Genomic DNA, 23723 nt, shown 5'->3' on the forward strand with positions numbered 1-23723 from the left:
TTCTCCGCAACCGGAAAAGCTGGTTGCGGAGAAGACCAAAGCGCGGTTGGGCTGCGCCCAGGCCGTACGGGGAACGAACCGAGGCCCTTCCTTGGGCTAGATAGCCCGTCAAAAGCGCGCGCTTCGCGCGAAAAGCGGTGGAGTGGGTGGAGGGTTAGGCGGTGCGCTTACCCAAGCGGACCGGGAGTGAGCGCATGACGCGGACGAAGTAGGAGGGGGCCCACACCAATTCTTCCTCCGGCACCGCCAGTTCCAAGTCCGGGTACCGGGTGAACAAGTGTTCCACCGCCACCTGGATCTCCGTCCTCGCCAACTCCGATCCCGGACAGAAGTGCGGGCCGCGGCCGAATGCCAGGTGGTGGTTGTCCTTCCGGTGGAAGTCCATGACGTCCGGGGCGTCGAACTGGCGTGGGTCGCGGCCGGCTGCCGCGATGCCCAGGATGACCGTGTCACCCTTGGCGATCTTCGTGCCGGCGATCTCCAGGTCTTCCGCCGCGAACCGGCGGAAGCCGGTGTGCACCGAGCCGTCCCGGCGGGACAGTTCCTCCACCGCGCGGGCGATCAGGCTCGGGTCCGTGCGCAGCTCGGCGACCTTGTCCGGGCGCTTCAGCAGGGACAGCACGGCGTTGGCGATGCCGGCGACCGTGGTGTGGAAGCCGCCCAGCAGCATGAGCAGGGCCAGGCCGACCATCTCGTCGTGGCTGAGGTTGTTGCCGCCCTCGTCCGGCATCGTCGCCCAGCGCGAGATCAGGTCCTGGCCGGGGTTCTCGCGCTTGGCCGCCACAACGCCGTTGATCCACTTGTAGAGCTCCGCGAACGCCGCCGCGCTGCGTTGCGGGTGCTCGGTGAACAGCTCCTTGCTCCAGTTGCGGAACGCCTCGTGGTGTTCCTCCGGCACGCCCATGATGTGGCACACCGCCAGGATCGGCAGCGGCACGATCAACTCGTCCATCAGGTCCACCGTGTCGCCGTCGCGCACGGCGTCGACCATCTCCGCCATCCAGCGCTCGATCAGCGGGCGCATCGCCTCGATGCGGTCGCGGCGGAAGGCCAGGTTGATGAAGCGGCGGAGCCTGGTGTGCTCCGGCGGGTCGGCCAGGACCAGGTTCGCCGACGGGATGCGTTCCACGATCAGCTGCTCGCGGTAGTCCGGGCCGGCCGCTTCCGGGGCGCGGACCAGGCGGGGGTCGCGCAACGCCTCCGCCACCTCGGCGTACCGGGTCACGTACCACGCCGGCACGCCGTTGATCAGGCTCACCCGGTGCACGGGGCCCTCTTCCAGCATGCGGTCGAACAGGGTGTGCGGGTCGCGGAGGTAGCTCTCGTCGAACGGCATCTTGTGCTGGTGCGCTGGGCACGATGACACGGGACTGGTCTCCTCACTTGGTCCGGGCGGCGCGGCGGGGGCGGTCGGCGAGTCTGGGTTTCGACGCGGTCAGGGGGTCCCAGTCGGGGCCGCCCGCGGTGAGGCGGGTCGGGTCGCCGTAGACGCGGCCCGCCTTGACCTCCGTGAGCAGGTCGCGGCCGAGCACGGCGCTCGCCGTGCCGACGCCGCTGTTCATCACGTTGACGATGCCGTGGCAGAACACGGTCCCCGCCCCGGTGAGGTACAGCCCGCCGATGCCGGTGACCGGACCCGGGCGGTTGCGGCCGAGCTGGTCGATCGCCATCTCCAGGCCGTAGCTGGACCCGTGCGACGACAGCGTGAACCGCTCCTGGGTCAACGGGGTCGCGGCCTCGCGCCACACGATGTGGCCCTCGATGCCGGGGATCAGTTCGGCCGTCCGCGCGATGATGCGGTCGGTGATCCGCTCCTTCAGGTCCCCGTAGGCGGCTTCGCCGCGGTAGCTGCCGTCCGCGGCGTCCGCGAAGCCCCACAGCGGGCTGCCCTGCGGCACCACGGCCATGATCTCCATGGTCGAGTGGCCGGGTGGGGCGCTGCGCGGGTTGCCGGGGTCCTTGACCGTGGCCGAGGTGATGAACAGCGGCAGCTCGTCGGGCAGTTCGCCGCGGTAGAGGGCCTCGTAGTAGCCGTCCACGTCGGTGTCGGGGAAGGTGTAGAAGTTCGTGTTCGGCATCCGGTCCGCGAGGTCCACGTCGAGGCCGAGGTAGACCGTCAGGAGGGGCAGCGCCATCCGGTAGTTCGACACGCGGTCGGCCTGCCGGTCGGTGAGGTGTTCGCGGCCGACCAGGTCGAGGAACGTGCGCCGGACGTCGGCGTTGGAGATGACGGTGTCGGCGTTGATGGTCTCGCCGGAGGCCAGCCGCACACCGGTGGTCCGGCCGTTCTCGACGAGGATCCGCTCGACCTTGGTGTGCGTGCGGACGACACCGCCGTGCGCCTGGATCACGTCGAGGAGGTGGGCGGCGAGGACCTGGCCGCCGCCGCGGGGGTAGTAGGCGCCGCCGCGGATGTACTGGTCCATCGCGGCCGCGTGGACCACCGCGCTGACCCGGTTCGGAGGGGCCGCGTAAGTCGCGCTTTCGCCGGAGATGACCGCCCGGGCGCTTCCGCTCAGGCCGCACAGTCTGTATAAAGTGGACAGCGGGCGCATGCCCAACGTGGTGAGCACCGGCGCCCGCAAGGGGAAGAGCAGCGCTTGTTTCGGTGTCGTCGGCAGGCCCTTGCGCAGTTCCGCGCTCATCCGCCGCAACAACCGGACGCACAACCGCAGGCCGCGTTCCTCGTCGGGGAACGTCTCGACCAGCCGCTCCAGGTAGCGGTCCCACCCGCGCGGCACCCGGAACGTGAAGTCCGGGAACACCAGCGTGGTGAACCCGTCCGGGTCCATCTCCACGAACTCGACCCGGTCGGCCAGGCCCACACCCCGCAGGATGCCGGTCAGCAGGCCGTCCTCCTGGCACGCGCCGATGTAGTGCACGCCCACGTCGAACTCGAACCGGCGCTGCCGGCGGAACACCTGGCTGCACCCGCCGGCCACCCGGCCCTGCTCCAGGACCAGCGGGCGCACCCCGTTGGTCGCGAGGTAGGCCGCGGTGGTGAGGCCGCCGAGCCCGGAGCCCACCACCACCGCGTCCCATGCTTCACCTGGTAAGTCCCCCAGGACCGTCATCAGTCACCTTTCGCCGATGGGCCCGCGCTCCCCAGCACGTGCCCGCCCTCGGGTCGCAGTTCCCGCGACCGCCGGAAGTCGCGGTGCACGAAGATCCGCTGCAACCAGCGGTCCCGGCCGTCGTAGCGCGGGGTGAACTCGGTGCGGCCGTGCAGCGCCAGCCGGTTGTCCACGAACGCCAGGTCACCGGGTTCCAGGACGAACGTGCGGCGGGCGGAGCGCAGGGCGTCACCGAGCACCGCCATCGCCTGCTCCGCCTCGCCGTCCAGCGGGAAGGAGCTCTCGAAGTCGACGCGGATGTCCGGGTCGTCGAAGCTGCCGCCCAGGATGCCGTGCGGCTCCGGCGCGCTGTGCAGGTCGCCGAACGACGCCGGCGGCTCGGTGAAGAACCGCGGCTCGTGCAGCACCCTGCGCACCGCCTCGGGCAGCATCGGCAGGGCGTTGCGGATGGACGCCACCTGCAACCCGGCCACGTTGTCGTGGTCGTTGCGCAGGCAGTGCAGGCCGACGTAGTCCGGCCGGTACATGTGGAAGGCGTTCTCCACGTGCATGGACAGCATCACCGAGCCCGCGTTGCCCTGGAAGGCCTCCATGCCGGGCACCGGCACGACGTCCTGCACCAGCGCGCCGCTCTTCTCCTCGCGGAACGCGATCAGCTCGCCGAGCTGGAGCCCGACGAGCACCTGCGCGGCGGCGGGCACGGTCGATTCCCGTTGCACGGACCCCGCCACGTTCGGCGTGTCCGGCAGGTCGTCGCGCTCCACCGGCAGGTTGCGCACGAGCAGGACGCCGTCCCGGCCCGCGTCCCAGGTGAAGCGCCGCAGCATCTGCCGCAGCCGCGCGGGCAGGTTGCTGGACAGCTCGCGCGCGGTGGCGAGCCACGCGGTCGAGTCCAACCGGCGCGGCGGCCGGCCCGCGAGGTAGCGGGCGATGGTGTCGACCTCGATGTTCTCCTCACTGGTCAGGGTGATCACGCGGTCGGTGCCGTGTGTGGGCTGGACGTCGATGGTCACGCCGAGCCTCCTCTGCTCAAGACTTCTCTGGCGGCTAGCGATCGGATCGGTCAGTCGTCTTCTTCGTCGTCCTCGTCGAAGAACGCGGAGTCGAGGTGCTCCGCGAGCTGCCTCGGCGTCGGGTTGGCGAACAGGTCGGCGAGCTGGGCGGGCAGGCCCAACTCCTTCTTGACCTTCTGCACCAGTTGGGCGCCGAGGAGTGAGTGGCCGCCGCTCGTGAAGAAGTTCGAGTCGGCGTGCAGGCCGGGCCGGTCGAGCAGCTCGGTCCAGACGGCGACGAGCGCGGCGGTCGTCTCGTCCGGCGGCTCGGCGGTGGCGGCGATCGCGGTGGACTCGGCGAGTTCCGCGAGCAGGACCCGGTCGAGCGTGGCCGCGGCCGTGCGCGGGATCCTGCTCACCACCACCGGTTCGGGCACGAACGGCAGGGTCGCCTTGGCGTGCTCGCGCACCCGGTCGGCCGCGTCGGCCTCGGTGAACACGAACACCGTGCCGTCCGCGTGGGCGGCGGCGACCGGTGCGACCGGGGACAGCGCCCGCTCGACGTCCGCGAGGTGGACGCGCTGCCCGGCGACGGTGACGTGGTCCGCCAGCCGTCCGATGACCTCGACCGTCCCGTCCGCGTGGCGGACCGCGAGGTCGCCGGTGCGGTGGAACCGGCCGTGTGCCGGGTGCTCGCCGAACCGCTCGGCGTCCAGGTCGGGTCGGCCGTGGTGGCGGGTGGGCAGCGCGGGACCGGTGGCGCACAGCTCGCCACGCACCCCGACGCCCAGCTCGTGCCCGGTCCCGGGCTCGGCGACGAACCCGGTCCGGGTGTCCGCGGCCGGCGCGGTGTCGGGGGAGACCACGACCCGGCCGCCCGAGGTGAGCGGGCCCAGCACGTCGACCAGCGCGGCGGTGGTGGCGGAACTGCTCCGCCACAACGCCTTGGCCTGCTCGGGCACGACGCCGGCCAACGCCCGGTGCGAGAACTCGACCCCGACGGCCTCGCCGGTCGGCGGGTACTCCAGGTGGGCCGGGGCGTCCACCGCGACGGCGGGCGCGTCGGCCCGGGTCCCGCCGCCGACGGCCGGGACGCGCACCGCGCCCGGCACCGTCACCCCTTCGGCGGCCAGCACCAGGCCCGCACCGGAGTCGGCGAGCCGCGCCGCCAGGTCGGGGACCGGCTGCATCGGGTCCAGCAGCACGACCTTCGCGCCCGCCGCCCACACCCCCAGCCACGCCGCCACCAACTCCGCGCCACGCGGTGCCAGCACCGCCACGGTGTCGGTCCCGACCAGGTCGCGGGTGTCCAGGGCGGCGGACCAGAGTTCGCCGTAGGTGACCGAGTCCGGCCCGTCCTCGACCGCGACCAGGTCCGGCTGCTCGGCGACCGTGCGGTACACGGCGTCGAGCACGTGCCGCTCGACGACCTCCGCGACCACCGGCTCGACGCGGTCCGAAGCGCCCAGCCGCGACAGCTCGGCCACCGGCCGGTCCACCGCGCCACCCAGCTCGACCAGCAGGGCGTCGTACCGCTCCACCAGCCGCACCACGTCGGCCTCGTCGAACGCGTCCACGCGGAACGCGGCCCGGATGGTGGTCCCCTCCGGGCCGGGCATGATGAAGAACTCCAGGTCGAACCGGCTGAACCCGTTCTCCGCCAGGACGTGCCGCACCGGCATCCCGGTCAGCGTCGGCGCGGCCTCGACCGTGCCCGGCACGTAGTTGAACAGGTGCCGGAAGAACGAGCTGCGCCACGACGACGGCGTGTCGCCGAGCACGGCGGGGGAGACCTGCTCCTGCGGCACGCCCGCGTGGCTGATCGCCTCCAGGAACGTGGACCGCGTCCGCTTGACCACCGCCCGGAAGTCGGCCTCGGGGTCGAGCCGGACGCGCAGCGGCAGCAGGTTCGCGTGGTAGCCGATGGCGTTCATGCTCTGCGGGTCCCGCACGTTCACCGGCGTCCCGATGACCACGTCCGAGCCCGCGCCGTGCTGGGTCAGCAGCACGTAGTAGGCCGCCAGCAGCACAACGGCCTCGGACGCCCGCAACTCCTTCTGGAACCGCCGCACGACCTCCCGCGCCTCAGCGGAAAGTCCATAGTGGATGGTCGAAGCGCGCAGCGACGACCCGGCGCCGGGCGGCTTGGCGCACCACAACCCGGACTCGCTCGCCCGCAGCCCGTCCAGGCTCTTCCGCCAGTAGGCGATGCTGCGCTCGTCGGCCTCCGGTTCGGCGCGCGGGGCCACGACGTCGGCGGACGGCGTCCGACCGGCGGCCACCTCTTCGTACGCGGTCAGCAGCTCGCGCAGCAGGATCGTGGTGGACATGGCGTCGAACACCAGGTGGTGCACGACGACGCAGCACACGTCGTTGTCGCCGCTGCGCACTCCCGCCCGCACCAACGGGCTGCCGTCCAGCGCGAACGGGGTCGCGATGAACGCGGTCAGGTCGGCGTCGAGACCGGCGTCCGTCACCGGGACGTCCAGCAGCGGCACGTCGATGGCGGGCCCGACTTCCTTGTCCAGCGCCACGTCGTCCGCCCGGAACACCGTCCGCAGCACGTCGTGCCGCGCCACCACGGCGTTCACCGCCCGTGCGAGCACCGCGCGGTCGAACCGGCCACCGATCTCGAACGCGACGGTGACGTTGTTGACCCCCGTGCCCGGCACGAGCCGTTCCAGGAGCCACATGGCCGTTTCCTTGCGGCTGACCGTCATTCGTCCCCCTCGGCATCGGCGCAGGCCTCGGCGATCCGCGCCACGGTCCGGTTCTCCAGCACGTCCCGCAGCGACAGGGCGAGCCCGAGCTTGCGCGCCTCATTGACCAGTTGGGCGGCCCCGACGCTGGTGCCGCCGCGCACGAAGAAGTCGTCGTCCACACCCACCGCGGACACGCCGGTGAACCGCGCGAACAGCCCGCAGAGCAGGGCCTCCAGCTCGTTGGCCGGGGCACGGCCGGCCGCCTGACCGGTCGGCGCGGGAAGAGCGGCGGTGTCGAGCTTGCCGTTCACGGTCAGCGGCAGCTCCGCCAGCGCGACCACGGCACTGGGCACCATGTAGTCGGGCAGGCTCTCCGCGAGGTCCTTGCGCACCTGTTGGACGTCGAGGTCCGCCGGGGCCACGTACGCGACGAGCTGCTTGACGTCGGGCGCGTCCTCCCGGACCACCGCCGCCGCGTGCCGCACCTCCGGCACCCGCAGCAACGCCGCCTCGACCTCGCCCAGCTCGATCCGGTAGCCGCGGATCTTGGTCTGGGTGTCCACCCGGCCACAGAACTCGTACTCGCCGTCCGCGGTCGGCCGCACCCGGTCGCCCGACCGGTACATGCGGGACCCGGGCGGCCCGAACGGGTTGGCCACGAACCGGCTCGCGGTCAGCGCGGGCCGATCGAGGTAGCCGCGGGCGAGCTGGGCGCCGGAGATGTGCAGCTCGCCGATCTCGCCGGGCGCGACCGGCCGGAGGTCGTCGTCCAGCACGTGGAAGCCCACGCCGGGCATGGGCTGCCCGATGGGCAGGGGGCCCGGCGGCACGACGTCGTCGGGCTCGATGACGACCGTGCTGCACCCGACGGTCGTCTCCGTCGGCCCGTACTCGTTGACCACGCGCGCGCCGGGGTGCCGGCGTCGCCACGCGTCGACCGTCTCGCCGAGCAGCAGTTCGCCGCCGGCCATCAGCTCGCCGGTGGGCGACGCCTCGGCGGGCAGGGCGGTGAGCAGCGGGATGTGCGACGGCGTGACCTTGACGAACCCGGGCCGCGCGCGGCCCAGCGGTCCGGCGGCGGGCGTGCCCATCTCCTCCAACGCGCCGACGTGCACGCACCCGCCGGTGGCCAGCGGCGCGAACAGGGCGGTCACGGTGAGGTCGAACGCGAACGACGAGTGCAGCAGCGCCCGATCGCGCACGCCCTGGTAGGTCCGGACGACGTGGTCGAGGTAGGTGGCCAGCTGCCGGTGCTCGATCACCACGCCCTTGGGCTTGCCCGTCGAACCGGACGTGTAGATGACGTAAGCGGGGTTCTCCGGCCGCAGGTCCACCGTGAACGGCTCGTCCGAGGTCTCCTCGACCAGCACCTCCCGCGCGTCCGACGCGGGGATGGCGTGCCGGTCCTCGGGGGTCGTCAGCAGCAGCGAGGGCTTCGCGTCGTCGAGCATGTGGGTCAGGCGCTGCGCCGGGTAGTCCAGGTCCAGCGGCAGGTAGGCCGCGCCGGACTTGAGCACCGCCAGGGCCGCGGTGACCACGTCGGCCGACCGGATGCCGATGGCCACCAGCCGCTCCGGTCCCGCGCCGAGGGCGACCAGGCGGCGGGCGAGCCCGGTGGACCGCGCGTCCAGCTCCGCGTAGGTCAGGGTGTGCTCGCCCCACGCCACCGCGACCGCGTCGGGCGTGCGGCGCGCCTGCGCGGCGAACAGGTCGGGGAACACCGCCGCTACCCCGCCATCCGCAGCGCGCCGGTCATCAGCTCGGACACCGCCGCCGCCACGTCCGGGTGGCGCAGCATCTGGTCGTGGTCCACGTCCAGGCGGATCTCGCGCGCGAACTCCGCACCGCGCCGCGTCGAGTGCGCCGAGGTGATCGCGGTCGCGTCCGCCCACCGGGGCAGGGGGTCCAGCTCGGTGGCCGCGCGCAGGTAGCCGACGAACGACGCGAAGCTGCCGCCCAGCTCGCCGCGGATGTCCTCGTCCAGGCCGAGGCGCTGCCCGGCCACGTCGATGGCGTCGCGGAAGATCCCGGCCAGCGCCGGGCCGATCAGGGACAGGTCCTCGAACCCGTGCCGCTCCTGGACCGCCTGCCCGTCGGCGTGGAACTTCGTGATCTCGTCGGGGGACAGGATCGTCTTGAGCGCGTCGGCGGCGGCGTGGAAGTCCCGGTACAGGCCGACGATGTTGGGCAGCTCGGGGTCGAGCAGGACCAGTCGCGGCGCGACCTCCTGGGCCTCGGCCAGGCGCGCGGCCAGCGGCGCGGCGAACACCGCGCCCGCGCAGTACCCGATGACGGTGTCCACGGTCCGCTCGCGCTTGCGCACGGCCTTGGCCCAGCGCTCGACGTAGTCCGCGCCGGACATCGTCTCCTCGGCGCCCGCGGCCAGCGCCACGGTCTCCCAGACCTCGCCGGGCGCGGTCAACAAGGGGACGAGGTCGCGGAAGCACGCCTGGGTGCGGCCGGTGCTGGTGAAGTCGACGGTCAGCGTGAGCCCACCCTGCCCGCCCTTGCGCAGTATCTGCCAGGAGTTCTTCTTCACGTGGGATTCCCTTGTCGTAGCAGTGGAAGACGTCAGACGCGGGCGCTGTCCCGCACGTACCGCATGACGACCGCGCCGCCGAGCACGACGGTCCAGCCGGCGAGCACCACGGCCGCCGTCGCGCCGGACCCGCCCTCGCCGACCGCCGCGTGCCCGATCTCGGCCAGCCAGCGGCTCGGCATGACCGTCGAGACCGCCTGCATCCACTCGGGGAACGCCACCGACGGGAACAGCGCGCCGCCGAGGATGCCCAGCAGCATGTGCGACATCGTGGTGAACACCTGCACGCTCTCGGCGGTCGCGATCTGCCCGATGAACACGCCCAGCAGCGCGAACGGCAGCGTGCCCGCCCAGATCCCCAGGACCAGGTGCAGCCAGCCGGCGGCGGGCAGCCGGACGCCCTCGACCAGCGCGCCCACCAGCGCCACGGCGGCGATCGCGGGCAGCGCCACCACCATCGCGGCGGCGAGCTTGGCCACCAGGTACGACGGCGCGGACAGCGGCGTGATGCGCAGCTGCCGCTGCCAGCCGGTGGACCGCTCGATCGCGACCCGGGTGCCGACGTTGAGCGCCACGAAGAACGCGCCGAACGCGGCCAGGTTCCCCAGCAGGTACTCGCTGAAGTCCACGCCCGCCCGGTCGGCGATGTCGCCGCGGAACAGGTTGGCCTGCATCAGGTACATCAGGGTCGGGAACAGGAACGCGATGATCCAGAACTTGCGCGCCCGGACCACCCGGCGCACCTCGAACAGCAGGAATCCGGGGTTCATCAGGCAGCCTCGTCCTCGGTCGCGGTGAGGGCCAGGAACGCCTGCTCCAGGCCGATGGACCCGATCTCCACGTCGTGCGCCTGCGGGTGGCGGGCGAACAGCTCGCGCGCGGCGGCGTCGGAGTCGGAGCACACGAGTTCGACCCGCCGGCCGCGCGCCTCGGCGGCCACGACCCCGGGCAGCAGCCGCAGCTGTTCCGCCGTCACGCCGGGGACGGTGGCCGACAGCGACCGGCCGGCGACCACCGAGCGGATCTGGGCGACCGTGCCGTCGGCGACGACCTTCCCGCCGCGCACCAGGACCACCCGGTCGGCGAACTCCTCGGCCTCCTCCAGGTAGTGGGAGGCGAACACGACCGTGCGGCCGGTGGCGGTGAACTGGTGGATCGACGTCCAGAACACGTTGCGGGACTCGACGTCCATGGCCACGGTCGGCTCGTCCAGCACCAGCAGGCGCGGGTCGGACACCAGCGTCATGGCCAGCCGCAGGCGCTGCCGCTGGCCGCCGGACAGCGGGCCGCGGCGGTCGGCGAGGTCGGTCAACCCGGTGCGGGCCAACACCTCGTCCACCGGCAGCGCGTCGCGGTACAGGCCCGCGGCCATGGTCAGCAGCTCGCGGATCGACACGTCGTCCAGCAGCGCGCCCTCCTGGAGCATCGCGCCGACGACGCCGCGGGTCACGGCCTCGCGCGGGGTGTGCCCGAACACGCGGACCTCGCCCGCGTCCGGGGCGGCGAGCCCGAGGACCAGGTCGACCAGCGTGGACTTGCCCGCGCCGTTGGGGCCCAGCAGGGCGACCACCTCGCCGGGCGCGATCTCCAGGTCCAGGCCGTTGACCGCGCGCACGTCGCCGTAGCGCTTGTGCAGGCCCCGAACGCTGATCGCGGCGTCGCCGGTCGCCGGCGCCGGCCGCGCGACCACGGCGAGCGCGGGCGGTGCCGCGGTGAGCCCGATTCCTTTGTCCATGTGGATTTCCCCATTTGGGTCGGCGCGGGTATGCGCTTATTGTTAGCAGCACCTCCCCGGCGGTCGGCCGGAAATAGTGGGCGCGGGCGCGCGATGTGTGGTCGTGGGGCCTTTTTTGTGGGGGCGCAGGGGTTGCGGTAGGGGTACCCCCGGGTCGCCGGCACCGGTCATGATCAGGCCTGTTGTGGCGGTTGGGTGCGCGTTTCGGCCGCGCCCGCTCGGGGAGGTGCTTCGTGGCACGCATGAAGGGGAACGGTCACTGTCACTCGTTCAACGGTGACGGTCGGATGGACGTCATGGCCCGTGACGACGTCACGGGGGAATTGTTCGTCTTTCCCCACCGTGGCGGTTTCCAGGGCACCGAGACCTTCGGTGAGCCGGTGCTCATCGGCACCGGTTTCGACCCGCTGCGCGACCACTACCTGGTGCGCACGATCGACATCAACGGCAACGGCTACGCCGACGTCCTCGGCCTGAGCATGCGGCCGATGAACGAACACCACGGGATCTTCCTGTACCCGAACAAGGGCGGGCTCAACGGCCTGGACACCCTCGCCGACCCGATCCGCATCTCCGGCGCCCGCGACGACAAGAAGTGGGAGACGCTGGGCATCTACGACGTGGACCTCGACGGCTGCGACGACATGTTCGGCCGCGAGCAGGACGCGGGCAACGTGGACGCGTTCTTCAACCGCCGCGAGGTCAAGGAGAACGAGACCTACGACAAGGCCGCCCACCGGCTGGTCACCGTGGACGTGGACGACTTCCCGTTCGCCATGGCCGACATCACCGGCACCGGCCGCCCGGACCTGTTGGTGCGCCGGAAGAACGGCGACCTGGACGTGTACGAGTTCGCGCACGACGAGTCCGGCGACGGGCCGTGGTGGCGCGGCGAGGGCCGGTGGTCCACCCTCGGCCGGGGCTGGCAGGAGTACGACATCATCACCGTCACCGACCTGGATCTCAACGGCAGCCCCGACCTGATGGGCCTGCGCGGCGACGGCACGCTGGTCGTCCACCTCAACAACGGCTGGGACCCGTCCGCGCCGCTGGACACGTTCGGCGCGCCCGAGGTCGTCGCGACCGGGTGGCAGAAGTTCTCGGTGGTGAGCTGACGTGGACGACCTGCTGGGCACCTTCGTGCACCGGTTCCCCGACGCCGAGTCCGCTGTGGACGGTCCGCTGGCCGGTGTGACCATCGGGGTCAAGGACATCATCGCCGTGGCCGGCGCGCCGAGCACCGCGCAGAGCGCCGTCCACGACCCCGCCTGGTGGGAGGACCGCGACGCCCCGGTCGTCGCCCGGCTGCGCGCGGCGGGAGCGACGATCGTCGGCAAGACCACGATGGCCGAGCACGCCCTGTCCCGGCCCGACCCCGCCGCCGCGTTCCCCGTGCCGCGCAACCCGTGGGACCCGAACCGGTGGACCGGCGGGTCGAGCTGCGGCAGCGCCAACGGCATCCCCGCCGGGCTGTTCGACGCCGGCATCGGCACCGACAGCAACGGCAGCATCCGCATCCCGGCCGCCCTGTGCGGGGTGACCGGCCTCAAACCGACCCAGGGCCTGCTGCCGGCGGCCGGCATCCGGCCGTTGACGCGCTCGATGGAGACCGCCGGCCCGCTGGCCCGCACCGCCCGCGAGTGCGCCCGGCTGCTGGCCGTGATGGCCGACCGGCCCTACGAGGTCTCCCGCACGGCGCTGGACGACCTGGCCGGCGTGCGCGTCGGCGTGCCCGGCGACCTGGTGAAGTACGCCGCCGCGCTGACCGGTGACACGTCCGCCGCGTTCGAGGCCGCGCTGGAGGAGCTGCGCGCGGCGGGCGCCGAGGTGGTGGACGTGCCGGTGCACGAGGGCTTCCCGCTGGTCGCCGCGCAGCTGGTGACGTTGCTGGTGGAGGCGTTCGAGGTGCACGGGACGCACCTGCGGTCCCGCTGGGCGGACTACGGGCGGCCGTTCCGGTGGAACGTGGCGCTGGGCGGCGTGCTGACCGCGGAGACGTACCTGCGGGCGCAGCGCGTGCGCCGGTGGGGCGCGGACGCCCTGCGCGCGCGGTTCGGCGACGTGGACGTGATCGCCACCCCGACGTGGCCCGCCGGCGCGCCGCGGTACGACGACGCCGCCGGCCTGCAGACCATCTCGTGGCTGCCCAGCGTGTGGAGCGCGGTCGGGTTCCCGGCGCTGGCCCTGCCGATGGGCTTCGACGCCGACGGGCTGCCGCTGTCGCTGCAACTGGCCGCCGCGCCCGGCCAGGACTTCGAGCTGGCCGCGATCGCCGACGTCTACCAGCGGCGGACCGGGTGGCACGAGCGCGAGGCGCCGCCGTCGTCCGGGGACGACTTCGCGCCCGTCGCCGCGCCCGAGGCGCCCACCGACACCGTGGACCCCACCGCCCGCAAGTGGCTGGCCGACGCGTTCGGCGAGCTGGAGGTGCCCGTCGGTGACGACGACCTCGACCAGATCGCGATGACGTGGTCCAAGGTCACCGCGCTCACGGCCGTGCTGCCCGAACCACCCGTGGACGTCGAGCCGTTCCACGCGGACCCCAGGAGAAACCGATGAGCACCGTCCCCGGGCCGGCCGGCCACCCGTTGCTGGGCGTGGTGCCCGCGTTCGTCGCCGACCTGCTGGGCACGTTGGAGGCCACGTTCGCCGAGCACGGCGACCTGGTGGCGTACCGGTTCGGCCCGAAGTGGCCCAGCCGCACGGTCTACGGCGCGTACCACCCCGACGACGTGGCCCGCGCCATGACCGACCCCGAGGTGTTCGGGCGCGACACGGCCGGGTTCAAGGTGATCCGGGAGAGCATCGGCGACGGTCTGTTGACGCTGGACGGCGAGACGTGGAAGCGCCACCGCAAGCTCGTGCAGCAACTCTTCACGCACCGCCGGGTCATGGGTTACACGGCGTTGATGGCGGAGGAGGCGGCGAAGATCGTCGACGACCCGTCGCTGCGCTCGGGGACGGTGGACCTGCACGACCTCATGCAGCGCTACACCCTGCGCGTGGTCGGCCGGGCCCTGTTCGGCGACGCCATCGACGACATCGTGGAGGAGCTGCAAGAGCTGGTGCAGCAACTGGGTGAACTCTCCACCGCCCGCCGGTTGCAGCTGTTCACCCTGCAGCTGTCCCTGCCCACCCCGCGCAACCGCAAGCTGCGCGACGTCCGCCGGCGGCTGTTCGCCATCGCCGACCGGGTGCTGGACCTCCCGTCCGACCCGAACGCCGACGACCTCCTCAGCCGCCTGCGCGGCGCACGCGACGAGGAGACCGGCGGTGGCCTGTCGGAGCAGGAGATCCGCGACGAGGTGCTGGGCTTCCTCCTGGCGGGCCACGAGACCACGGCGGGCGCGCTGACGTTCACCCTGCACGAGCTGGGCCGCCGCCAGGACGTCCAGGCGGACATCGCCCACGCCACCGACGACACCCTCGTCCGGGCGACGATCCAGGAGGGCATGCGCCTGTACCCGCCGGCGCACAGCACCGAGCGCATCACATTGGTGGACACCAAGATCGCCGGCTACGACGTGCGGGCGGGCAGCCAGATCCTGATCTCCCCGTGGGTGACGCACCGCCACCCGGACTTCTGGCCGAACCCGACCACGTTCGACCCGTCCCGCTTCCTGGACGGCGGCCCGACGCACCGGTACGCGTACATCCCGTTCGGCGGGGGCGCGAGGGCGTGCATCGGGATGCAGTTCGCCCTGATGGAGTCGACGATCCTCCTCAAGACCCTCCTGCGGTCCTACCGCTTCGACACCACCGCGCACGAGCTGTCGGTGAACCCGTTGCTCACCCTGCGCCCGAACGGCCCGGTCCGGGCCACGGCCACAGCCACCACCCCACAACCCGTGTAAGCCGCCCCCTGCGGCACGCACGGCCAGGTGGCCCCGGGAACCCCCGTCCCGGGGCCACCCCCCTTTTCACGGCTTCAACGCCAACTTCCCGACGGTCCGCCCCGCCGCCAGGTCGGCCAACACCCGCGGCCCGTCGGCCAGGTCGAACACCGTCGGCTCGCCGGGCGCGTAGACGCCCGCGTCCCTGAGCGCCTCCAACTCCCGCATCACCTCGGCGTACACCTCGGGGGCTGCCTGAGCCATCCCGGCGATGTGCAGGCCCATGACCTGGACCTGGTGCCTGAACACCAACTCCCAGTTCGTCACGGCCGCTTCGCCCGCGGCGGCCCCGAACACGACGATCCGCCCGGTGACCCGTTTCGCGAGGGCGAGGCTGTCCCGGAACGCCGTGCCGCCCACCGACTCCAGGACCAGGTCCACGGCACCCGCCACCCGCCGCACCTCGGCCACCACGTCGTCGCCCCGGTAGTCGATCACGTGGTCAGCCCCGAGCCCGCGCACCACGTCGAGCTTGGCCGCGGAAGCCGTGCCGATCACCGTGGCGCCGTAGTGCTTGGCCATCCTCACCGCGGCCTGCCCCACGCCACCGGCAGCGGCCTGCACCAACACCGTGTCGCCGGCCCCGACCCGCCCCAACGGCTTGAGCGCCGCCAACGCGGTGGCCCAGTTCAACACCAGTCCCAGCGCTTGCTCGGCGGACCACCCCGCAGGCGCCGGCACGACCCCGTTCACCGGCATCACCACGTACTCGGCGAACGCGCCATACCCGGTGCCGACGACCAGATCCCCGACCCCGACCCGCCCGTCCCCACCCGCGACCACCTCACCGGCAGCCTCGAACCCCGCCAGGTAGGGCGGCTTCGGCCCACCGTCATACGTCCCGAGCGTCTGCATGACATCGGCGAAGTTGACCCCGGCGGCCCCCACCCGCACCAACACCTCCCCGTCCTGAGGCGAAGGCACCGGCACCTCGACCAGCTCAAGATCCGAAGGCCCACCCCAAGACCCCTGCCGCAACGCCCGCATGGTTCGCATGCGGTCGACGCTAAAACCCTGACGCAAGCGTGAGGGTCAAGCTGACCTGCGAGCGGCGTCCAGGTAGGCGCGCAGGGCGTCCCGGTTCCGCGTGAGACAGGTGATCCGCCGCTCCAGCGCGTCCAGGTGGGAGGCCACCGCACCGAGCATGTACTCGCAAGGCTCCTCGGGCACCAACTCCCCGGTCCCCTCCAGGAAGGGCAGCAGTTCCCGGATGATCCGAGTGGGCATCCCGGCCTCGATCAACCCCCGGATCTGCCGAACGACCTCGACATCGGCGTCCTGATAACACCGATACCCGTTCACCCCCCGACCAGGCCGAACGAGCCCCTCCTCCTCGTAATACCGCAAGGCCCGCACACTAACCCCAGCCACCCGAGCAAGATCCCCAATCCTCACCACCCCAAGCTAACCCGCCCGGGGGACCGCACCGACCCGGAACCGCGGGGTAGGGGTTCAACCGAGGCGAGAACAGCGACAGACTGAGTTGGTGTCGGACAGGGCGCGCGTCCACAACGAGGCCACCGCTGAAGTGCCTGGCGTGGTGGTGCAAGCCGGGGACGTCGACAAGCTGGTGCTGGCCGGCTGGAACGACGCCGGAGCCGACCGGGTCGAGCCGCGCGTGGTCCCGCGGCAACTGCCGATGGCGATCAGGGACTTCACCGGCCGCACGGATTACCTGGCCGCGTTGGACGCGCTGCTCTCCGCCGCCGACGAGGGTGGCGCGGAGGCAGTGGTGATCTCGGCGGTCGACGGCGCCGCGGGGATCGGCAAGACCACGCTGGCGGTGTGGTGGGCGCATCGGGTCCAGGACCGGTTTCCGGACGGCACCCTGTATGCCAACCTGCGAGGCTACGGGCCCGGTGACCCCGCGACGGCGACTGAAGTGCTGGACGGCTTCTTGCGGGCGTTGGGTGCCAGGGCCGAGCGCATCCCGGCGGACGTGGAGGCCAGGGCGGGCCTGTTCCGGTCGATGTTGGTCGGCCGGCGCATCCTGATCGTCCTGGACAACGCCAACAGCGCGGACCAGGTGCGGCCCCTGCTGCCGGGGTCCTCGGGGTGTGTGGTCGTGGTCACGAGCCGCGACAGCCTGACCGGCCTGGTCGTGGGACTTGGTGCGGTACTGCGCCCGATTACCCCTGGCCCTGCGCATCGCGGCGGGTCAAGCCACCGACCCGCACACCACCGTGGCCGAGGTGGTCGCGGAACTCGCGGACGAGGACTACCGCCTGGACGTCCTGAGTCGCAGCGGTGATGAGCGGGCCGCGGTGCGGGCGGTGTTCGACTGGTCCTACCGGCGCTTGGCCGCCGAGCACGCGCGGGTGTTCCGGCTGCTCGGGTTGCACCCGGGGCACGAGTTCGGCGTGCACGTGGCCGCCGCGACGGCGGGCTTGGACCTGCCAGAGGCGCGGCGTGTGCTGGAACTGCTGGCCGAGGCCCATCTGGTGGAACGGGCGGCAATGCGGGGCAGGTACCGGTTCCACGACCTGCTTCGTGCCTATGCCGCCGGCCGCGCCGAACGGGAGGACACCCCCGCCGACCGGGAGGACGCGAGACAGCGGCTGCTCAAGTGGTACGCCTGCCATGCCAAGACCGCCTACGAGGTCCTGTATCGCGCGCACCGGGATTGGTATCCCTCGTTGTCGCTGACGGTCCAAGCCCATCCGGAGATTTCGATCACCGGGCGGCAGGGAGCGTGGGGGTGGTTCGACCTTGAACGGGAGAACCTGGTGGCCGCTGTTCGTGTGGCGGACCGGTACGGGCACACACCCCTCGTCTTCCTGCTCGCCGTGACGACCGCGATGGTGCTGAACCGCAGAGGGCGTTGGGACGATCTGTTCGACGTCCACCGCCGGGCCTTGGCCGCCGCCCGTCGCAGCGGGGACCGGATCACCGAAACCGAGGTACTGCTGAACCTGGCGGAATCGTATGACTCCGCCAACCAGTGGCAGAACGCCCACGACACCTACCGAGCGGCACGAGAACTCGCTCGTGGCTGCGGCGATGAATGGCGGGAAGCGGTCGCGCTCAACGGACTGGGCGTGATGTATGCCCAAGTCGGGCAATACGCCACGGCGAGGGAACACCTCGTCGAGGCTCTGCCCTTGGTCCCAGGGGCTCAGCACGGGCGCATGGAAGCCGTGATCGAAAGCAACCTGGGTGTCGTGTGCGTGGGTCAAGGCGCATACCGGCAGGCCCTGCACCATGTGCGCCGCAGCCTGGCACTTCGTCGGCAGGCTCAAGACCGTGAGGGTGAAGCGCACGTGCTGCACATCATGGCGCTTGCCCATCAAGGCATCGGCGACCGCCCGAAGGCGATCGAACTGTGCGAGCAAGCATTGGCGATCAAGGAACACGATCGTTCGCCACGCGACACCGCCGCGATCCTGGTGACCATCGGCGACCTGCTGCGCGACACCGTCACCGCGCGGGCAGTCCAATGCTGGCGCGAGGCGCTGCGGATATACGACGACTTCGGCGACCGTCGAGCCCCTGACGTGCGCCAGCGCCTCCAGGGCGTCGAGGTGTCGTCGGACACGCCGTCCTCGACCTGATCAGGACGACAGCGGTCTTCGTCCCGCCACACGTCCGAGAGGACGTGGCTGCCCCAACCGGCTCCACCCGCGGCTCCACGCACACCAGGCGGCGAAGAAGATCAACTACGTCCCCTGACCTGCGGTACAGGTCAGGGGCCTGGCCCGTCGAGCGCCCCCGGCAGGATTCGAACCTGCGACCTCGGGATTAGAAGTCCCTCGCTCTCTCCACTGAGCTACGGAGGCTTGAGGGCAGCGACCACGCGCAGTAGCAGGGTAGCTGCCCCACCGGACACATCGTCCGGAAGGCGCGGACCGTTTCGTCCAGGCACCAGAAGAGTGATCAAGACGGCCTAAAAGTGAGGTGGATCACTCCGGTGGGGCTGTCGAGTCGCGTTCCACGAGCGAGACCGGCAGTCTGGACGGCTCGCCTGGTCTCCCTCCGTCGAGCAGGCGCAGCGCCAGCTCGCCGGCGCGTCGGCCCTTGTCCGTCAGAAGTTGACGCACAGTAGTCAACGGTGGGTCTGAGTGTTCGGCGAACGGCACGTCGTCGAAGCCCACCACCGACACGTCCGACGGCACCCGCAGGCCCAGTTCGCGAGCCGCCTGCAACGCGCCGAACGCCAACTCGTCCGAAGCGCACAACAACGCCGTCGGACGCGGCTCCGAGCGCAGCAACGCGCGGCCCGCCGTTCGGCCCAGGTCGCGTCGGCTGCCGGGCACCTCGAACACCGGCGTCGCCGGCCCCGCCACCGCCAGGAACCCGGCCAACCGGTCCCGGCTCACCCGGAACACCCCCGACGACTGCCTGGCCGGCGGCGCGAAGCCCGAGAAACCGTCCGGGTGCAGCCCGAACGTGATCACGCCGAACCGCGTGTGCCCCAGTGACCGCAGGTGGGTCGCGGCCATTCGCGCGCCGCCCTCGTCGTCCACCTCCACGCGTGCCGTGTCCGGCAGAACGGGCTGGTCGATCACCACCAACGGCAGGCCGCGGGCCCGGACCGCGTCCAGGGCGGGCGCGTTGTCCGGCAGCGAGTACGCCACGACCACATCGGCCGCGGCCCGTGCCACGGTCGACGGACGCGGCCCGCCGGTCTCGTTGCCGGGCATCAGCACCAGGCAGTGGTCGTGGCCGTCCACGGTCGAGGCCAGGCCGTCCAGCACGATGGACACCGCCGGGTCGGAGAACGCCGCCGACAGCGGCTGCCCGAGCATGAATCCGACGGCCGCGCTGTGCCGGGTGGCCAGGCTCCGGGCGACCGGGTCCGGCCCGGCGTACCCGATGGACGCCGCCGTCTCCAGGATGCGTTCCCGCAGCGCCGCGGACAGCTGGTCCGGCCGGTTGTAGGCGTTGGAGACCGTCGCGCGCGAGACCCCCACCGCACTGGCGACGGTGTCGAGGGTGGGCTTCCGGGGACGGTCCACGTGATGAGGTTAACCGGGTAATCGATTGGACGTTCTGAAGCGCTTCAGCCACACTCGGACGCGTGTCCCGTGCAGCCGTCTTCGCCGTCTTCCTGTTCAACGGCGCCCTCTTCCTGTCCTGGGCTGCCCGGATGCCCGCGCTCGCGGCCCAGGTCGGCGCGACGGAGGGCACCCTGGGCCTCGCCCTCCTCGGCGCGAGCATCGGCCTCGCCCTGACCGCGCCCTTCGCCGCCCGCGCCTGCGCCACGCTCGGCGCGCGCAAGCTGGTGACCGCCGGCGTCGCGGTCACGGTCGTCGCCGTGCCGTCCCTCACCCTCGCCGACACCCCGCTGCAGCTCGGCCTGATCCTGTTCGTCCTGGGCTCCTGCGGCGCGACCCTCGACGTCGGCATGAACGTCTCCGCGGTCGCCGTCACCCGAGCGCTCGACCGGCCGCTGATGCCCCAGTTCCACGCCGGCTTCAGCATCGGCGGACTGGTCGGCTCGCTCGGCGCGGCTGCCGCCGCCGGCGCCGGCTGGGGCCTCCAGCGCCACCTCCTCACCGCCGCCGTCGTCGGGGCCGTCGTGATGGCCGTGCTGATCAGGCACGTCCCGGGCGCGACGGGGGAGACGCCCGAGGCGCGGGAGGACCGCCGACCCGTCCTGCGCCGCCCGGTGCTGTGGCTGCTGGCCGGCATCACGTTGTTCTCCGCCATCGCCGAGGGCGCCGCCTCCGACTGGTCCGCCCTGTTCTTCGTGCAGGAACGCCAGGTCGGCGAGGCCGCCGCCGCGGCGGGCTACGCCGGGTTCTCCGTCGCGATGGCCATCGCCCGGCTGGGCGGCGAACCCGCTCAGCGCCGCCTCGGCCCGTACCGGCTGCTCGCGGGCGGGGCGATCGTCGCCGCCACGGGTCTCGCGCTGGCCGTCGCGGTGCCCGTCCCCGCCGCCGGGTACGCGGGCTTCGCGCTGGTCGGCCTGGGTCTCGCGTTCTGCTTCCCGGTGGTGATGGACCTCGCCGGCGACGCGGGCAGGCGGGCCGACGGCACCGGCGGCGAACGCGAGATCGGCCTGGTGACGACCGTCGCCTACACCGGCTTCCTGGCCGGACCGCCGCTGGTCGGCGGCATCGCGCACGCGAGCGACCTCAGCGTCTCGCTCGGCTGCGTGGCGCTCATCATCGCCCTGATCGTGCCCACGGTCTTCGCCGCGCGCGCCGCCCGGACCCGGGAGCTCAGCCCGCGGGAAGCCGGTTCACGGCAGCCTTGATCATCGGCTGCAACACGGCGACCATCTGGTCCTCCTTGCCGCCGTTGAGCGACATGGCGACCAGGACGCTGCGGTTCGGGTTCACCGCCGTGGTGGTCGTGCACACGGTCGCGTTGCCGTCCCGCTCGCACAGCACCCAGGACGAGTGACCCTCCACGACCACCTCGCGACCCTTCGGCTGGCGGTCCCGCACGTGCTCGTACTTCTGGTACAGCGCGGCCACCACGCTGCCGTCGGGCAGCACGTACTGGCACGACTCCTGGATCAGGTCGTCCTTGCGCGCCGGGTCCTTGACCAGTGACCCGACCGACTTGAGGTCGTCCCCGGTGAGCAGCTTGCACGGGTCCACGCCGGCCACGGACCGCTGCTTGGCGATCTTCGGCGGACCACCGGCGGTGCCGGACGCGGTCGTCGAGGGCGTGGACGACGGTGTGAAACCGGCCTCGGGCAGCGCGTCGCCGTTGATGGTGTAGCTGCACCCCGAGAGGACGAACGCGGACAGGGCCACCAGGAGCAACGTGCGAGTGCTGGTCACGACAGGCAACGGTAGTCGGTGTGATCGCCGCACGTCCGGCGGTTGGTGGTCGTGCCACCGCTCCGCCTACGCTCGACGGCGTGCCCATCGACGCGCCCTCCCGAACGCAGCGCACCGGTCTGATCCCCCTGCTGGTGGTCGGCACGGCCATAGCCGCGCTGGTCGCGGCGGGCCTCGCGACGCTCACCGGCGCGGACCGGGTCGGACTGCTGGTGGTGCGGGTGCTCACCGAGTCCGCGGCGGCCGTGACGATCGGCTCGCTGCTGCTCGCGGCCTTCCTCGTCCCGCCCCAGGAGAACGGCAACCTCGCCGCCGACGGCTACGCGGCGCTGCGCACGGCGGCCTGGACGGCTCTGGTGTGGACGGTGGGCGCGGTGGCGTCCGTGCCGTTCACCGTCGCCGACGCCCTGGGCCAGCCGGTGGGCGCGGTGATCGAGCCGTCCGTGCTGTTCCAGTTGGCCGGGTTCATGGAGCAGGCCAAGGCGTGGATGATCACCGCCGTCGTGGTCGCGGTGCTCGCGCTGGGCTGCCGGCTGGTGCTGTCGTGGGGCTGGACGGTGGCGTTGTTCCTGCTGTCCGTGTTCGCCTTGATGCCGGTCGCGGTGACCGGGCACTCCTCGGGCGGCGGCGCGCACGACGTGGCCACCAACAGCCTGCTGTACCACCTGGTGGCGGCGGCGCTGTGGGTCGGCGGGCTCATCGCGCTGCTCGCGCACGGCCGGCGCGGCGGCGACCACCTGGGGCTCGCGACCTCCCGGTTCTCCAAGCTCGCGCTGGTGTGCTGGCTGGTCATGGCCGTTTCCGGCGTCATCAACGCCAAGGTGCGGCTGCCGTGGAGCGTGCTGTTCACCAGCGAGTACGGCGTGCTGGTGCTGGCCAAGGTCGCCGCGCTCGTCGTCCTGGGCGTCTTCGGCTACCTGCACCGCACCAGGAGCGTCAAGGAAGTCGTGGCCACCGGCACCGGTCGCTCGCTGCTCAAGCTGGCCGGCGTCGAGATCCTGCTGATGTTCCTCACCCTGGGCCTGGCCGGCGCGCTGAGCCGGACGCCCCCGCCGCCGGAGGGCCGGGCGTTCCCCAGCACCGTGGAGATCCGCATCGGCTACGACCTCGCCGGCGCGCCGACGCTCACCCGGCTGTTGTTCGACTGGCGGTTCGACCTGATCTTCGGCGCGGGCGCGATCGCGTTGGCCGTGGTGTACCTGCTGGGCGTGCGGCGGCTGCGCAACCGCGGTGACGCGTGGCCGGTGGGGCGCACGATCGCGTGGGTCGCGGGCTGCCTGACCGTGCTGCTGGCCACGTCGTCGGGCATCGGCCGGTACGCGCCCGCGATGTTCAGCATCCACATGGAGAGCCACATGCTGCTCTCCATGCTCGCCCCGATCCTGCTCGTCCTGGGCGGCCCGGTGACGCTGGCGTTGCGCGCGCTGCCGGTGGCGGGCAAGGGCAACCCGCCCGGTCCGCGCGAGTGGGTCCTGGCGGTGGTGCACTCGCCGGTGGCGCGGGTGCTGACCAACCCGTTCGTGGCGCTGGCGCTGTTCGTCGGGTCGTTCTACGGGCTGTACTTCTCGGGCCTGTTCGACTGGGCGCTGGACTTCCACTGGGCCCACCTGCTGATGAACCTGCACTTCATCCTGGTCGGGTACGTCTTCTACTGGCCGGTGATCGGCATCGACCCGGCCCCGAAGCGCCTGCCGCCGCTGGGCCGGCTGGGGCTGCTGTTCGCGTCCATCCCGTTCCACGCGTTCTTCGGCATCGTGCTGATGAGCTCCCAGACCGTCATCGGCGAGAACTTCTACCGCGGGCTGGCGCTGCCGTGGGTGACCTCGCAGCTGGAGGACCAGCGGCTGGGCGGCGGCATCGCGTGGGCGGCGGGCGAGGTGCCGCTGATCGTGGTGATGGTGGCCCTGCTCGTGCAGTGGGCCCGCTCGGACGACCGCGACGCGCGCCGCGCCGACCGCAAGGCCGACTCCGACGGGGATGCGGACCTCGCCGCCTACAACGCGATGCTGCGCAAGCTGTCCGAACGGGAGTAGCGCCGGGCACCCACCCGGCGC

Annotated in this window: 19 protein-coding genes and 1 tRNA gene; 7 read left to right on the forward strand and 13 right to left on the reverse strand. The window is 72.1% G+C overall.

Annotated features, from left to right (window positions below):
• Positions 1 to 154 precede the first annotated feature (154 nt).
• Genes AB0A74_RS04735 through AB0A74_RS04770 form a run of 8 tightly spaced genes read right to left on the reverse strand, consistent with a single transcriptional unit; the run spans position 155 to position 11042 of the window.
• The gene (locus AB0A74_RS04735; RefSeq protein ID WP_358247528.1) at positions 155 to 1336 is read right to left on the reverse strand and encodes a cytochrome P450; all 1182 of its coding nucleotides are present in this window, start codon (positions 1334 to 1336) and stop codon (positions 155 to 157) included.
• 43 nt (positions 1337 to 1379) lie between these two features.
• The gene (locus tag AB0A74_RS04740; RefSeq protein WP_358247529.1) at positions 1380 to 3074 is read right to left on the reverse strand and encodes an NAD(P)/FAD-dependent oxidoreductase; all 1695 of its coding nucleotides are present in this window, start codon (positions 3072 to 3074) and stop codon (positions 1380 to 1382) included.
• A complete protein-coding gene (locus tag AB0A74_RS04745; protein ID WP_358247530.1) occupies positions 3074 to 4087 on the reverse strand; it encodes a TauD/TfdA family dioxygenase in 1014 nt (337 codons plus the stop codon). The genes AB0A74_RS04740 and AB0A74_RS04745 overlap by 1 nt, the downstream gene beginning before the upstream one ends.
• Positions 4088 to 4137: 50 nt before the next feature.
• Positions 4138 to 6759 (reverse strand): condensation domain-containing protein, encoded by a 2622-nt coding sequence (locus tag AB0A74_RS04750; RefSeq protein WP_358247531.1) that lies wholly within the window; start codon positions 6757 to 6759, stop codon positions 4138 to 4140.
• A gap of 23 nt (positions 6760 to 6782) precedes the next feature.
• On the reverse strand, positions 6783 to 8489 hold the full coding sequence (locus tag AB0A74_RS04755; protein ID WP_358247532.1) for a non-ribosomal peptide synthetase: 1707 nt from the start codon (positions 8487 to 8489) through the stop codon (positions 6783 to 6785).
• Positions 8490 to 8494: 5 nt separating this feature from the next.
• The gene (locus AB0A74_RS04760; protein ID WP_358247533.1) at positions 8495 to 9307 is read right to left on the reverse strand and encodes a hypothetical protein; all 813 of its coding nucleotides are present in this window, start codon (positions 9305 to 9307) and stop codon (positions 8495 to 8497) included.
• A gap of 32 nt (positions 9308 to 9339) precedes the next feature.
• The gene (locus AB0A74_RS04765; RefSeq protein ID WP_343936089.1) at positions 9340 to 10077 is read right to left on the reverse strand and encodes an ABC transporter permease; all 738 of its coding nucleotides are present in this window, start codon (positions 10075 to 10077) and stop codon (positions 9340 to 9342) included.
• Positions 10077 to 11042: an ABC transporter ATP-binding protein gene (locus tag AB0A74_RS04770; protein WP_358247534.1), complete on the reverse strand. Its 966-nt coding sequence runs from the start codon at positions 11040 to 11042 to the stop codon at positions 10077 to 10079. The genes AB0A74_RS04765 and AB0A74_RS04770 overlap by 1 nt, the downstream gene beginning before the upstream one ends.
• A 242-nt stretch (positions 11043 to 11284) precedes the next feature.
• On the opposite strand from AB0A74_RS04770, the gene AB0A74_RS04775 reads away from it, so the two are divergent.
• The 3 genes from AB0A74_RS04775 to AB0A74_RS04785 are packed head-to-tail and all read left to right on the forward strand — an operon-like array spanning position 11285 to position 14896.
• Entirely contained in the window at positions 11285 to 12157 is an 873-nt protein-coding gene (locus tag AB0A74_RS04775; RefSeq protein WP_358247535.1) for a VCBS repeat-containing protein, read from the forward strand.
• A 1-nt stretch (position 12158) separates the two neighbouring features.
• Complete coding sequence (locus AB0A74_RS04780; protein ID WP_358247536.1) at positions 12159 to 13601, forward strand: amidase; 1443 nt, start codon at positions 12159 to 12161, stop codon at positions 13599 to 13601.
• A complete protein-coding gene (locus AB0A74_RS04785) occupies positions 13598 to 14896 on the forward strand; it encodes a cytochrome P450 (RefSeq protein ID WP_358247537.1) in 1299 nt (432 codons plus the stop codon). The genes AB0A74_RS04780 and AB0A74_RS04785 overlap by 4 nt, the downstream gene beginning before the upstream one ends.
• Before the next feature lie 66 nt (positions 14897 to 14962).
• Here the strand turns inward: AB0A74_RS04785 and AB0A74_RS04790 are convergent, their stop codons facing one another.
• Both AB0A74_RS04790 and AB0A74_RS04795 read right to left on the reverse strand, forming a co-directional pair.
• Positions 14963 to 15931, reverse strand: coding sequence for a zinc-binding dehydrogenase (locus tag AB0A74_RS04790; RefSeq protein ID WP_358247538.1), 969 nt, complete (start codon positions 15929 to 15931; stop codon positions 14963 to 14965).
• Between the two features lie 36 nt (positions 15932 to 15967).
• On the reverse strand, positions 15968 to 16333 hold the full coding sequence (locus AB0A74_RS04795) for a MerR family transcriptional regulator (RefSeq protein WP_358247539.1): 366 nt from the start codon (positions 16331 to 16333) through the stop codon (positions 15968 to 15970).
• A gap of 88 nt (positions 16334 to 16421) precedes the next feature.
• Here AB0A74_RS04795 and AB0A74_RS04800 point away from each other — a divergent pair, with 88 nt between their 5' ends.
• Positions 16422 to 17186: an NB-ARC domain-containing protein gene (locus AB0A74_RS04800; protein ID WP_358247540.1), complete on the forward strand. Its 765-nt coding sequence runs from the start codon at positions 16422 to 16424 to the stop codon at positions 17184 to 17186.
• Positions 17128 to 18486 carry a tetratricopeptide repeat protein gene (locus AB0A74_RS04805; protein ID WP_358247541.1) on the forward strand — a complete coding sequence of 453 codons (1359 nt, stop codon included), beginning with the start codon at positions 17128 to 17130 and terminating at the stop codon, positions 18484 to 18486. The genes AB0A74_RS04800 and AB0A74_RS04805 overlap by 59 nt, the downstream gene beginning before the upstream one ends.
• 152 nt (positions 18487 to 18638) lie before the next feature.
• Here AB0A74_RS04805 and AB0A74_RS04810 read toward each other — a convergent pair.
• Both AB0A74_RS04810 and AB0A74_RS04815 read right to left on the reverse strand, forming a co-directional pair.
• Positions 18639 to 18711, reverse strand: a tRNA-Arg gene (locus tag AB0A74_RS04810).
• Positions 18712 to 18834: 123 nt separating this feature from the next.
• Positions 18835 to 19890 (reverse strand): LacI family DNA-binding transcriptional regulator, encoded by a 1056-nt coding sequence (locus AB0A74_RS04815; RefSeq protein WP_358247542.1) that lies wholly within the window; start codon positions 19888 to 19890, stop codon positions 18835 to 18837.
• Between the two features lie 62 nt (positions 19891 to 19952).
• On the opposite strand from AB0A74_RS04815, the gene AB0A74_RS04820 reads away from it, so the two are divergent.
• Positions 19953 to 21134, forward strand: a complete 1182-nt coding sequence (locus tag AB0A74_RS04820) for an MFS transporter (RefSeq protein WP_358247543.1) — start codon at positions 19953 to 19955, stop codon at positions 21132 to 21134.
• Here the strand turns inward: AB0A74_RS04820 and AB0A74_RS04825 are convergent.
• Positions 21100 to 21669, reverse strand: a complete 570-nt coding sequence (locus AB0A74_RS04825) for a DUF3558 family protein (protein WP_358247544.1) — start codon at positions 21667 to 21669, stop codon at positions 21100 to 21102. The two genes, AB0A74_RS04820 and AB0A74_RS04825, sit on opposite strands and share 35 nt — an antisense overlap.
• 80 nt (positions 21670 to 21749) lie before the next feature.
• On the opposite strand from AB0A74_RS04825, the gene AB0A74_RS04830 reads away from it, so the two are divergent.
• Complete coding sequence (locus AB0A74_RS04830; protein ID WP_358247545.1) at positions 21750 to 23702, forward strand: cytochrome c oxidase assembly protein; 1953 nt, start codon at positions 21750 to 21752, stop codon at positions 23700 to 23702.
• Positions 23703 to 23723: the final 21 nt, after the last annotated feature.

The sequence above is a fragment of the Saccharothrix sp. NPDC042600 genome, assembly GCF_040647305.1.
Taxonomy (GTDB): Bacteria; Actinomycetota; Actinomycetes; order Mycobacteriales; family Pseudonocardiaceae; genus Actinosynnema; species Actinosynnema mutabilis.

Bases quoted from the DNA above. Each gene is read 5' to 3' on its own strand.
- AB0A74_RS04735 (WP_358247528.1), bottom strand. From the start codon at position 1,336: ATGCCGTTCGACGAGAGCTACCTCCGCGACCCGCACACCCTGTTCGAC.
- AB0A74_RS04740 (WP_358247529.1), bottom strand. From the start codon at position 3,074: ATGACGGTCCTGGGGGACTTACCAGGTGAAGCATGGGACGCGGTGGTG.
- AB0A74_RS04750 (WP_358247531.1), bottom strand. From the start codon at position 6,759: ATGTGGCTCCTGGAACGGCTCGTGCCGGGCACGGGGGTCAACAACGTC.
- AB0A74_RS04765 (WP_343936089.1), bottom strand. From the start codon at position 10,077: ATGAACCCCGGATTCCTGCTGTTCGAGGTGCGCCGGGTGGTCCGGGCG.
- AB0A74_RS04770 (WP_358247534.1), bottom strand. From the start codon at position 11,042: ATGGACAAAGGAATCGGGCTCACCGCGGCACCGCCCGCGCTCGCCGTG.
- AB0A74_RS04775 (WP_358247535.1), top strand. From the start codon at position 11,285: ATGAAGGGGAACGGTCACTGTCACTCGTTCAACGGTGACGGTCGGATG.
- AB0A74_RS04785 (WP_358247537.1), top strand. From the start codon at position 13,598: ATGAGCACCGTCCCCGGGCCGGCCGGCCACCCGTTGCTGGGCGTGGTG.
- AB0A74_RS04790 (WP_358247538.1), bottom strand. From the start codon at position 15,931: ATGCGAACCATGCGGGCGTTGCGGCAGGGGTCTTGGGGTGGGCCTTCG.